The sequence below is a fragment of the Bacillus sp. G1(2015b) genome (genome assembly GCF_001482475.1).
Taxonomy (GTDB): Bacteria; Bacillota; Bacilli; order Bacillales; family Bacillaceae; genus Bacillus; species Bacillus safensis.
Map to the genome: position 1 here is coordinate 38,259 of NZ_LKIC01000012.1, position 12,585 is coordinate 50,843.

Consider the following 12,585-nt stretch of genomic DNA (forward strand, 5'->3'; position numbering starts at 1 on the left):
ATCATATCATCGCCTTTAATAATGTGACAATTCTCTAAAACCAGCTAGACATTCAATTCTTGCTATAAACCAACCAATATGTTAACTTTTATTTATAATAAGTTGACATTTTAAGGGGCTGATGATGATAAAACACATATCTTTGTCTTGGGCAGCTATAGCGGAGAAGGCCATGAAAAATGAACCGATTACGGTGCAAGAGGGTTTAGACATTCTTGAAGCTGACGATAGTGAATTGTTACCTATTATGCATGCAGCCTATCAAGTACGATTTCATTTTTTTCAAAAAAAGGTGAAATTAAATATGATTTTTAACGCAAAAAGTGGATATTGCCCTGAGAACTGTGGATATTGTTCACAGTCGATGATTTCAAAAGCACCGGTTGAAAGATATACAATGCTTGATCAAAAAACCATTGTGGCAGGGGCGCGTGAGGCTCTCAAAAGAAAAGCCGGGACTTATTGTATTGTGGCAAGCGGGAGAGCGCCTTCTCATAGGGAATTAGATGAAGTTACAGCAGCAGTAAAGGAAATCACTGAAACGATGCCTTTGAAGGTGTGTGCCTGTCTTGGGTTATTAAATGAAGACAAAGCGAAGCGGCTGAAGGAAGCGGGTGTTCATCGGTATAATCACAATATCAATACACATCACGATCATCATGATCACATTACGACAACTCATACATACGATGACCGCGTGTCGACCATTGAGCAGGTCAAACAGTCTGGCATGTCACCTTGCTCAGGGGTCATTATTGGAATGGGTGAAACCAATCAGCAAATCGTTGAAATGGCTTTTGCGCTTAGAGCACTTGATGCGGATTCAATTCCAGTCAACTTTCTTCATGCCATTGAAGGAACACCGCTTGAGCATCAAGAACGGACACATCCGATCAAAGCATTGAAAGTGCTGGCAATGATGAGATTTGTCAATCCAACAAAGGAAATTCGGGTATCCGGAGGCAGAGAGTTTAATTTACGGACACTCCAGCCACTCGCACTTTATGCGGCAAATTCGATTTTCGTTGGTGATTATTTAACAACAAAAGGCCAGCAAGTTCAAACGGATCATCACATCATTGAAGATTTAGGGTTTGAAATAGAAGAATGTGCGTTATAAAAAAGTCTGCCGATTCACCGGCAGACTTCTAAGATTAGAATCTTTTATGAAAATCGACAGTTCCGCTTCCATCTTCTCGGTCAAAGCTGCCAACAAACGTCCAGTTAATATATCCACCGTCACCATTGTTGACAAACGTACCATCTTCAAATACCCAAATACCAAACGTAATACCGTCATATTCAACACTATCATAGTAGACAACATTGTTCAGACCGCTAAAGTCGTGATCTTGGCTTAAATTTTGGACAACTACGTTGTAGTTTTGACCTGCTTCATAGAACGCACTGTATGCCGCGTTTTTTACGAATCCATCACGATTTTGAGATGATTTTACTGCTTGTTCAATTTTATCGGCAATGGCTACTGGATCAATTGAGACACTTCCATCAACACCTGTTGTTGTAGCAGCTTCAGCCGTTTGACCAAAAGTCGTAAGAGATAGAGGGGCAGCAATCATTGACGTGGCGATGACAGAACCAACAAACATTTTACTTGTTTTTCTCATATTTTCTAACTCCTCCTTTAATTGGTATGTTTATGTACTACCCCTTTCTCTGTCTCTTAAACACTAATTTATGAAAAAAATTCTTATTCTACCAATTAAGAGGGTGTTTTTACTGTTTAATTAGGCGAAATAACAAAAAAACTACTCTTTTATAAAGAGTAGTTTACATATTACATGAACAGGATAAATAAAATCACACCTAGGATAATTCGGTATATCGCAAAAGGCACCAGTTTGATTTTATTGATCAGTTTTAGGAAGAATCGAACAACAAAGAGAGCCACAACAAACGCACTCACAAAGCCGACGATAAAGAATGGCAGCATGTCTGTTGTTAAATATTCAGCATTTTTCACAAGGGTTAACAAGCTTGCTCCCGCCATAATTGGCATCGCCATGATAAATGTAAAGTCTGCCGCAGCACGGTGATTCAAACCAAGAATAACCCCGCCTGCGATCGTCGAACCTGAGCGCGAGAAGCCTGGCCATAATGCCAAACATTGAAACAGTCCAATATAAAGCGCCTGTCTGTACGTCATGTTATCGACAGAGCTTGTTTCTGTTTTCCGTTTATTGATCCAGTCAGCGACAAGCATCAGCACTGCCCCTAAAATCAAACCGACAGCGACCGTTCTGACGTCAAATAAGTATTTATCAATATAATCTTCAAATAAGAATCCTAAAATGACGGCTGGAACAAGTCCAACAGCAATTTGGGCGATGGTCAGCTTATGCCCGCTGCGCTTTTGTTCTTCGGTGATATTTTTCTTTAAGCCCAATAAGTTTAAAATACGATCTTTAAACACGATCATGACAGCTAAAATAGAGCCTAACTGAATCACGACTTTAAATGTGTTAGCCGCTTCTGGCGTAATAATTTCCTTTGATTTTAGCCAAAGATCATCGACAATGATCATGTGACCTGTAGATGAAACAGGTGCGTACTCTGTTAATCCTTCGACAATTCCTAAAACCAGTGCCACGAATAAATCCCATAGATTCATGATTTTCTTTCCTTTCAATTCTGATCTTTTGAACACGCCAAACAGCTATGTCCACATAAAGACAAGCTTCCTTTATCGAAAGCTCGTCTTTATGATACTATATTTTTTTCAAAAAAAGATTATGACATCAAACCTTTTCTTCTTTATACAAATTGGACCGCATTTTAAACCAATCAAACAAGTGGGTTGTGATAACCTTCAGAACGGCATACGTCGGAATAGCGACAATGATGCCGATGACGCTGAACAATTTACCAGCTGTTAATAGAACAAAAATAATCGTAATTGGGTGAATATGAAGGTTTTTCCCCATCACCTGAGGCGAAATAAATTTACCTTCAATGAGCTGAACAACTGTCCAGACAATAATGAGTTTTAAAAGCATCACTGGTGACGTCACAAGTGCAATCACAATCGCTGGTGTAATCGCAATTGTTGGACCAAGGTAAGGTACTACGCTTGTACATGCCGCAATGATAGCAAGCAGCAACGCATAGTCAAGTCCAATGATCATATAACCGATTAACAGAAGAACACCGATACAGAAGCTGACAATAATCTGTCCGCGAATATACGAGCTCAGCCGGTGGTTCATTTCGTGAAGCACGATATGTGTATGTTCTCTCATTTTATTTGGAATGAATTTCAAGAAATAGTCAGGCAGCTTTTTGCCGTCTTTTAATAGATAAAACAGAATGAACGGCACCGTCACGATCGAGATGATAACTTCTGTGAGCGCCCCTAAGAATGTTCCTACACCGGTAAAGGTACTTTCCAAAATCTTCGTCGCTTGACTAGATGCTTTACTTACCAATTCAGACACGTTAAAGTTCATCGTTTTTTGCACTTGATTAATAAAGTTACTTCCTGTTAATTGTCTAATTTGTTCTTCTACTGTATCGACGTATTTCGGAAGATTATGAAATAGACTCATGGTTTGAGCTTGTAAAAAAGGAATAATAGACACGATGGTCACTGTAATAATCCCAATAATGACAATATATAAAAGCAAAATGGAATAGATCCGCTTGATTCTTGCTTTCTCTAACAAGTTGACAATTGGATTTAATAAATAATACACAACCCCCGTTAAAATAATCGGTAAGGCAATGGTTTTGACGAGTACAATGAGCGGTGTGAAAATAAATGATGTTTTCATGAAAACAAGGATATTCAATCCGATTAATAGCAGGACGAGTAAAAAGAGAACAAACTTGTTATCAAGAAAAAATTTTCTAAATCGACTGCTCCACATTTGCATAGAATTCATATCGTTCCTCCAAACACGGGCTATTTTATGAGTAAATTGTACACTACTTGATCATGATATGGTGATCATTGTTTCAGCTTTTTTTCCCATTTTGCAATAGACATCGCCCATACAATGAGAATCGGCTGTCCAATAAGTCTTATCCAAAGCAAAGCTTGTTCTGTATTTTCTTGACCTGGAAATGGTATTCCCTCACGTGCAGCAAATAAGTTTGCCGGGAAAATGAGTACAAGATAGACAGCAATGAATTTTGCCGCTGCAAGCCTGGAATTCGGCAAAAGCAGCAGCACGGCCAGCAGCCATTCAAGACATGCAGTCACATAGACCATTACATATGGAAATGGCCAGCCTGGCATCATGCGAGCAAAGCCGCCCGGCTCTATTACATGAAAAATACCAGCAACTATGAATAAAAGCGCAAAGGTGTATGTACTTCCTATATGCAGGACGCGCTTCATGTTTCCTCCTCTCCCTTCTATCCTGAGTATTACCCGAAGAAGGAAGAAACTACCCACTTTTCGTACATTTATATCCTTTATGTAAGACGCATCAGCCTATATAAAGGTTTCATCCGCTTTTCAATAAAAAGAATATTCTTTCATACAAACGCTTTCAAAGCATGTATAATCAGAGGAAAGCAGAAGGAGGGAATCACATGATTCGATTTGCTGTCATCGGAACGAACTGGATTACAGATCGGTTCTTACAAGCTGGTGAAGGAATCGCTGACTTTACATGTACAGCCGTCTATTCACGGTCCGCTGAAAAAGGACAGGCCTTTGCCGAAAAATACGGGATTGAGACGGTTTTTACGAACTTACAACAAATGGCGGAAAGTGATACGTTCGATGCCGTGTATATTGCGAGTCCAAATGCCCTTCATAAAGAGCAAGCCATGTTAATGATGGAGCATCAAAAGCATGTTTTATGCGAAAAACCATTCGCCTCTCATCGAAAAGAAGTGGAAGAAATGATTGCCGCAGCGAAAAAACATCAAGTGTGTTTAATGGAAGCGATGAAAACGACATTTCTGCCAAACTTTCTGCAAATCAAACAGCATCTTGATCAGCTTGGACCTATCAGGCAAGTGGTCGCGCATTACTGTAAATATTCCTCAAGATACGATGCCTATCGAAACGGCGAGCTTCCAAATGCCTTTAAGCCGGAGTTATCCAATGGTTCGTTAATGGATATCGGGGTGTACCTCGTTTACCCAGTCATATCCTTATTTGGTCTGCCGAATCAAATCACCGCGAGAGGCTATAAGCTTTCTTCTGGTGTGGATGGGAATGGTTCAGTCCTTTTACGGTATGACGGGCATCAAGCACTTCTTTTTCATTCTAAAATTTCAACGTCTCATTTATCGGCTGAAATTCAAGGCGAGGATGCCTCGATGGTGATTGATCAATTCCACCGGCCTTCACGAATCACGATACATGACCGTGACGGACATCAAACTGACATCTCGCTCAAAGATGATCAGCCAGCTATGTCTTATGAAATCAATCATTTTATTGAGTGTATTCAGCAGGGAATGGGGCAGTCCCCGGTCAATACATTTGCGTTATCTGTTCAAACCATGTCCGTCATGGACGAAGCAAGAAGACAAATGGGCGTGATGTATCCTGCCGACAGACAAAATGTATAGGGCATAAAATGATGAACAAAGGGCGAATTATTTTTTGGTTCGCCCTTTGTTTTTTAAGTTTCGTGTCAGTCGCTTATTTTGCCGCTAACACATCCGCAAATGCTTTTACATACGGCGGAAGGTCCGGCGGACGTCTGCTGGAGATGAGGTGGCCATCTGTGACGACCGCCTCATCAAACCAGTCCGCACCGGCATTTGTCATATCATCTTTAATACCAGGTGTACTTGTCACTTGTCTGCCTTTCAGGATTCCTGCTGAAATCAGCACCCAGCCGGCATGGCAAATCTGCCCGATTGGTTTTGCCTTCGCATCAAATGTACGGACGATGTCTAATACTTCTGGATAGCGGCGCAGTTTATCAGGCGCCCATCCGCCAGGGACAAGCACAGCATCATAATCATCAGCTTGAATGGAATAAAAATCTGCATCAGATACTGCCGGCACACCATACTTCCCGATGTACTCATGATTTGCTTTTTCACCTACAAGATGGACAGTCGCCCCTTCTTCTCTTAAACGCAGAACTGGATACCACAGCTCTAAATCTTCAAAATCATCACTGACAAACGCAATGACCTTCTTATCTGATAAACGCATTCTATCTCTCCTCTTCTTTCGATTTCCTCTATTGTACGAGATGTCCTCTTAAAAAGAAAAGCGGTTCCCCTCGAGGAGAACCACTTGACCTTATTCGCTGATCTTGAATTTTTTAATTAAATCGCGTAATTCTTCCGCCATTTGGGAAAGAGTCGTGGATGAAGAACTAATCTCTTCCATTGAAGCAAGCTGTTCTTCTGCTGAAGCTGCGATATCTTGGATGCTTGCTGAACTCTCTCTCGATACATCTGCAATTTCATTCACTGCTTTAGAAATTTGCTCAGATCCTTTCGACAGCTCGCGCACCGTTGTATTCATTTCGTTCATTCTTGCTGCTATTTCCGCTGTTTGCTCATTTATTTGTGAGAAGCTTTCTTTCGTTTGATCTGTAATAGTAAGACCGTTCTTTACTTCTTCATTCACTGCTTTGAACATATTTTGAGATGTTTCAATTTCAGAGACGATTTCATTCACAAGCTTTTCAATCTCTTTTGCTGAATCTGATGATTGAACCGCTAGTTTACGCACTTCTTCCGCAACAACGGAGAAGCCTCTGCCTGACTCGCCTGCGCGTGCTGCTTCAATAGCGGCATTTAGTGCAAGTAAATTCGTTTGATCCGCTATGCCGTTAATCACGCCTAGGATGTTTGTGATATCTTTTGATTTATGCTCGAGTCCGTTGATCACGCCTTCAGCTTCTTTCACTGAATGGTCAATCGTCTTCATTTGGCCGACAGTTTGCTCCACAAGCTGACCGCCTGTTTCCGCGACTGTTTTTGATTGAACAGATGACGCTGTGATGACATCAGACGTTTCGGCAACTTCGTTCAGTCCTTCATTCATTTGTTTTAAATGAACTGCGCTTTGCTCCACCATTTCGCTTTGATTTTCATTGCCGTTTGAGAATGTTTCAATAGACGATGTAATATGTTCGGTTGCTTTTGTTGTTTGACCTGCACTTGCCGTCAGTTCTTCAGATGATGAAGCGACATTCTCAACAGATGTTTGTACAGCTTGAATGACATCTCTTAGAGACTCACTCATTTCATTAAAGCTTGTGCCAAGCTGTCCAATTTCATCTTTTGAGTGGACATCAATTTTTTCTGTCAAATCTCCCTGACTGATCTTCTTCGAAGAAGAGACAAGAGTGGAAAGTGGTTTTGTAATGGAACGGATGATAAAGAAGATCAGAATCCCGCCAATGATAAGCGCGCCGGCTAAAATGATGGCGGCCATATTAAAAACTGGCTGTGCAGCTTCTTCTACTTCACTGACAAACATCGTCCCGACAATCTTCCAGCCAGTCGCCTTGTTTGTGGTGAACTCCATTTGCTTTTCTTTCCCTTCAAACATATAACTCATAGATCCGTTATCTTGTGAGTACATTTTTTCTAACCATTCACCAGATAATTTCGTTCCTGCTTTTTTCTTTGGATGTGCCACATATGTGCGGTCCGGACTTCCAATAAAGGCATAGCCTTGTTTCCCAATGTTAATGCTATTGGACTCTTTTACTAGATTCGCAATGTCTAGGTTCATCGCGATGACGCCTGATCCATCCTCTAGTTTTTTAGAGATTGTGACCACCAGCGTACCGGTTGATGCCGTTGCATATGGAGCTGAAATAGACAGCTCGCCGTTTTTCGCCCAGCCGTCTTTATACCAATCCCGCTCAGTTGCGACATAATCGGCAGGCATTTTTTGATTAGGATATCTTGAAAACACTTTGCCGTCACTTGAAGCGACAAAAATACCTTCTGTGTCATCATTCATACTCATGAACTGCTCAAAGCGTCCTTGAATATCGGTCGTGCCTTTTTGCTTGAGCTTTTTCTCCGTGATCCATTTGCTAAAGAAATCGGCTGCGTCTGTTTTCACTTTTACAACCTTCGTAATATTTTTATCTAGCTGCTCTACATTTTCCTTTGCGCTTTGCATAATTTGATCATTTAAGGAGGTGCTTGCCGTATGATATGAAGAGAATGCCAATACGATGATTGGGCATAAAAGAATAAATAAGAAAGAGAATACGAGCTTTTTTGATATAGATGGCTTTCTGAAATACTGTATGAATTTCATAAAAAAGAAAACTCCTTTTAGTAAGATAGTATATATATCGGAAGTACTACTAGGTTCTTTACTTTTTTAACTTATTAAAGTCTAAATAAGTCCAAATTACCCAATTTATATGCATTGAATGGAAAAACACCTGACGTTTTGGCGTCAGGTGTTTCGCTACTCTCTTACATTTTAAATTGTTTAATGAGCTCTCTTAGTTCTTCTGCCATCTGAGATAAAGTGGCAGAGGAAGAACTGATCTCTTCCATAGATGCAAGCTGCTCTTCTGCTGAAGCTGCGATATCTTGGAAGCCTGCTGAGCTTTCTCTTGAGAGCTCTTTGATTTGATTCACCGCATGAGAAATATCATTTGAGCCATGCGATAGCTCTTTGGCTGATCCGTTCATTTGTTTCATTTGTTCTGTCATTTCTGATGTTTTATCAGTGATTTTCTCAAAACTCACTTTTGTTTCATCTGTAATGTTTAATCCAGACTGTACTTCACCTGCTACTTGTTTAAACATTTTCTGCGATTTTTCTATTTCCTCCACAATTTCGTTCGTCAGGCTTTCAATTTCTTTTGAAGAGCTTCCTGATTGCTCTGCCAGCTTGCGGACTTCTTCTGCGACAACAGAGAAGCCTCTTCCAGCTTCACCTGCTCGTGCAGCTTCGATCGCAGCATTTAAAGCAAGGAGATTCGTTTGATCCGCAATACCGTTGATGACCCCCAGAATATTTGTAATATCCTTTGATTTCTGCTCTAAACCTGCAATGACAAGCTCTGCTTCTTTTACTGCCTGCTCAATGGTTTGCATTTGACCTGCTGTTTTTTGAACGAGTTCTCCTCCAGCCTGAGCGGTTTTGCTCGATTCGATCGACGATTCCATCATATGAGAGGTCGTGTCGACCATATGCGATAGGCTGCGATCCATTTCGTTTAACTGAACTGAGCTTTTTTCGATCATATCATTTTGATGTTCAGTGCTGTTTGAGAACTGTTCAATAGAGGATGTGATATGCTCGGTCGCTTGAGCTGTCTGTCCTGCACTTGCCGTTAATTCTTCAGACGAAGCAGCCACATTTTCAATCGAATTTTGAACAGCTTGAATGACTTGTTTCAGCTTTGCTGACATGTCGTTAAAGCTTTGCGCAAGTTTACCTATTTCATCGTGCGTACGAACTTCAATATGCTGGGTCAAATCACCTTGACTGATTTTCTCAGCCGATTCAGAGAGCTCTATCAGTGGCTTTCGAATCGATTTAATAATAAAATAAACCGCGATTCCGCCAATGACAATCGCAGCCGCAAGGATGATCATTGTTAAGTCGAGCACTGGCTGAGCGGCTTTTTTTACTTCATTCACATACATCGTTCCAGCAAGCTTCCAGCCTGTTGCTTCATTTGTGTCAAAAAACATTTGCTTCGGCTGGCCATTGTATTCATATTCAAAGCTGCCTTGTTTTTTATCATACAATTTCGAGATAAAGTCACCAGTCAGCTTTGTCCCAGCCTTATCGGTTTTATGGGCAACATAACGCTGATCTGAGGTGGCGATAAACGCATAGCCTTCTTGGCCAATTTTGATGCTGTTTGTATCTTTTATAACCGTATTTAATCGTACATTTACCCCGATCACACCAGATCCATCTGCTAATTGTTCTGATATTGTGATGAGCAGGTCATCAGATGACTTACTTGTAAAAGGATCTGAAATAATGAGTTTCTTATCTCCCATCGATTGCTGAAACCATGGTTCATTTTTTGCGCTCTTTGCATTATCTTTGTGTATCTCGGAATATTCAGTTAGTTTACCATTTTGATCTGCAACAAATACTTCTACTACATCGTCATCTGTTTCCGATAATTGCTCTAATTTCACTTTGAGTAAATCTTTGTTTTTAGCAGCCAATTCACTCTTTTTGACCGATTTGGATAAGTATGAAACAATGTCAATTTTAGGCTGTATATCTTTATTAATGAGTTCATTTAATTGTTGAACACCATTTGCAGCGCTAGACATAATCTCATCATTGAGAGACTTTGATGCCACTTCATAAGAAAATGCGGCCAATACGAGAATTGGCACTAGGAGAATCGCTAAAAATGCAGTAATTAATTTCTTCGACATCGTAAAGTGCTTAAAAAAGTTGATTTTTTTCATAACTCTACTCCTTTTGATTTATGATTTGTGGTCTTTCTCTTCTATTCTTAGGTAATATGAATTATTTTTCAAGGAATAATGTTCAAAAAAACCAAAAAATAAGCACAATTACCTATTTCTTTTTATTCAATAAATAAAAAGAGCCTCTAGTTGGAGGCTCTTTTCTTCATGTCTATTCAACCTTAAACTTGCTAATTAAATCGCGTAATTCTTCTGCCATCGAAGAGAGTGTGGCAGAGGATGAGCTGATTTCTTCCATTGATGCCAGTTGTTCTTCTGCTGAAGCAGCAATGTCTTGAATATTTGCTGAGCTTTCACGTGATACGTCTGCGATCTCACGAACAGCCTCTGACACATGTGCAGAGCCTTTTGAAAGCTGGACAACGGTTTGATTCATTGTTTGAAGCTGGTTAGAAATTTCTTTTGTCATTTCGAAAATATTGTGGAAGCTTACTTTCGTTTGTTCAGTGAAGCTTAGGCCTGATTGAACTTCTCGATTCACCGCAGTGAATACTTCCTGGGATACGTCGATGTCTTGCACGATTTCATTGATCAAATTCTCAATTTCTTTTGCCGAGTTAGCAGATTGAACCGCAAGTTTTCTTACTTCTTCTGCTACAACGGAGAATCCTCTGCCAGATTCACCAGCTCTTGCTGCCTCAATTGCTGCATTTAGTGCAAGTAAATTCGTTTGATCGGCAATTCCATTGATGACACCGAGAATTTGGGTAATGTTTTTAGATTTATTTTCAAGCGCCCTGATGACGTTCTCTGCTTTTTTCACGGACTGATCAATAACATTCATTTGAGAGGCCGTTTTTTCAACAAGCTGTCCGCCTTCTCCTGCGATATCTGTTGATTTGATCGATGAAGCCGTAATAGACTCAGCCGATTCATTCATATTTTGAAGACCACGGTTCATTTCCTCTAACTCGACTGAGCTCAATTCGACTTTATCATTTTGGCTTTCATTTCCGCTAGAGAATTGTTCAATGGCTAGTGTAATATGCTCAGTTGCTTTACTTGTCTGTCCTGCACTGGCAGTCAGTTCTTCTGATGAAGATGCGACATTTTCGACTGAAGTTTGAACGGCTCCAATGAGGGATCTCAATGAATCAATCATCGTATTAAAGCCTTTACCAACTTGTCCAATTTCGTCATCTGACTGGATCTGAAGCTTATCGCGCAAATCACCATCGCTGACTTTTTTCGAGAAACGGGCAAGATTGGATAATCTTTTTGAAATAGAGCGGACGATAAAGAAAATAAGGGTTCCTGCTACAATGAGTGTGACACTGAATACGATAATGGCAGTATTGAAAACGGGCTTTGCCGCTTCTTCTACTTCAGATACGAGCATCGTTCCACCAATTTTCCAGCCGGTTAATTCATTGGTGACATATGCAACCTTTTTATCTGTTCCTTTGAGGGTATAGCTGCCGCTTCCTTCTTTGTTTTTATAAATAATACTGGCCAGATTTTCATTGACCTGACTTCCTGACTTTTGGGTTGGATCTGCTAAAACCGTTTGATCTTTCTCCATCATGAAAGCATAGCCTTTTTGCCCAATTTTGATTTCTTTTAGTTTTTGGAGCAGGCTGTCAATTTCCATATCAAGACCAATGACACCTGAACCATCTTTCGTTTTTTGGGCAATTGTGATCACCATTTTGCCTGTTGATGCTGCTACATATGGTTTTGTGATGACTTGTTTGCCGTTTTCTGCTTTCAATGCCTCTTGATACCAAGGACGTTCTCTTGGATCGTAGCCATCCGGCATCTTTTGGACTGGGTATTGCATAAACAATCCCTTTTCAGAGCCTGCATAGATCGCAGAAACATCTTTTTCATTAATTTTTCCAAATTGCTGTAATTCTTTAATGGTTGCATTTCTATTTTTTTCTTGAAGATTAGACGCTTTGAGTGAATCTGAGAACAGTGTCACAGCATCTGATTTGTTTCCAATATTCTCATTGATTAAGGTATCAAATGCATTGACCTGACTCATCGCACTGCCCATAATCTGTTTGTCTAGCTCTGTCTTTGATGTAAAAAACGCACTAATTGTCAGTGCCACGGTTGGCAGGATAAGAACTACCAAGAAGGCAATGATTAATTTTTTTGAAATGGATGGTTTTTTGAACCATTGGATCATTTTTCCCATTTTAACTTTCCCCCTTTACTTCTCTAAAGTTAATATCGGATGAAAGGTGTATT

10 protein-coding genes and 2 pseudogenes are annotated in these 12,585 nt (G+C 40.2%); 2 read left to right on the forward strand and 10 right to left on the reverse strand.

Features of this window, described 5'->3' with window-relative positions; translation table 11 throughout:
• The first annotated feature begins 124 nt into the window (after positions 1–124).
• Positions 125–1,120, forward strand: coding sequence for a biotin synthase BioB (gene bioB, locus AMR95_RS08205; protein ID WP_058838055.1), 996 nt, complete (start codon positions 125–127; stop codon positions 1,118–1,120).
• A gap of 34 nt (positions 1,121–1,154) precedes the next feature.
• On the opposite strand, the gene AMR95_RS08210 is transcribed toward bioB, so the two are convergent.
• The 4 genes from AMR95_RS08210 to AMR95_RS08225 form a co-directional block, all read right to left on the reverse strand.
• Positions 1,155–1,628, reverse strand: a complete 474-nt coding sequence (locus tag AMR95_RS08210; RefSeq protein WP_024423274.1) for a hypothetical protein — start codon at positions 1,626–1,628, stop codon at positions 1,155–1,157.
• Between the two features lie 170 nt (positions 1,629–1,798).
• Positions 1,799–2,632, reverse strand: a complete 834-nt coding sequence (locus AMR95_RS08215) for an undecaprenyl-diphosphate phosphatase (protein ID WP_039183288.1) — start codon at positions 2,630–2,632, stop codon at positions 1,799–1,801.
• A gap of 127 nt (positions 2,633–2,759) precedes the next feature.
• Positions 2,760–3,902, reverse strand: a complete 1,143-nt coding sequence (locus AMR95_RS08220) for an AI-2E family transporter (protein ID WP_058838056.1) — start codon at positions 3,900–3,902, stop codon at positions 2,760–2,762.
• Between the two features lie 65 nt (positions 3,903–3,967).
• A complete protein-coding gene (locus AMR95_RS08225) occupies positions 3,968–4,360 on the reverse strand; it encodes a DoxX family protein (RefSeq protein ID WP_058838057.1) in 393 nt (130 codons plus the stop codon).
• 197 nt (positions 4,361–4,557) lie between these two features.
• On the opposite strand from AMR95_RS08225, the gene AMR95_RS08230 reads away from it, so the two are divergent.
• Positions 4,558–5,550 (forward strand): Gfo/Idh/MocA family protein, encoded by a 993-nt coding sequence (locus AMR95_RS08230; protein WP_058838058.1) that lies wholly within the window; start codon positions 4,558–4,560, stop codon positions 5,548–5,550.
• A 73-nt stretch (positions 5,551–5,623) separates the two neighbouring features.
• Here the strand turns inward: AMR95_RS08230 and AMR95_RS08235 are convergent, their stop codons facing one another.
• The 6 genes and pseudogenes from AMR95_RS08235 to AMR95_RS19570 form a co-directional block, all read right to left on the reverse strand.
• Positions 5,624–6,148, reverse strand: a complete 525-nt coding sequence (locus AMR95_RS08235; RefSeq protein ID WP_024423278.1) for a type 1 glutamine amidotransferase domain-containing protein — start codon at positions 6,146–6,148, stop codon at positions 5,624–5,626.
• Between the two features lie 90 nt (positions 6,149–6,238).
• A complete protein-coding gene (tlpB, locus tag AMR95_RS08240; RefSeq protein ID WP_058838059.1) occupies positions 6,239–8,227 on the reverse strand; it encodes a methyl-accepting chemotaxis protein TlpB in 1,989 nt (662 codons plus the stop codon).
• A gap of 164 nt (positions 8,228–8,391) precedes the next feature.
• The gene (locus tag AMR95_RS19555; protein WP_369880186.1) at positions 8,392–9,339 is read right to left on the reverse strand and encodes a methyl-accepting chemotaxis protein; all 948 of its coding nucleotides are present in this window, start codon (positions 9,337–9,339) and stop codon (positions 8,392–8,394) included.
• A pseudogene (locus AMR95_RS19560) lies at positions 9,331–10,368 on the reverse strand (HAMP domain-containing protein); the annotation flags it as partial. The gene AMR95_RS19555 and the pseudogene AMR95_RS19560, both read right to left, overlap by 9 nt.
• Positions 10,369–10,540: 172 nt before the next feature.
• Positions 10,541–11,491, reverse strand: a complete 951-nt coding sequence (locus AMR95_RS19565) for a methyl-accepting chemotaxis protein (RefSeq protein WP_428839914.1) — start codon at positions 11,489–11,491, stop codon at positions 10,541–10,543.
• A pseudogene (locus AMR95_RS19570) lies at positions 11,486–12,532 on the reverse strand (HAMP domain-containing protein); the annotation flags it as partial. The pseudogene AMR95_RS19570 and the gene AMR95_RS19565, both read right to left, overlap by 6 nt.
• Positions 12,533–12,585: the final 53 nt, after the last annotated feature.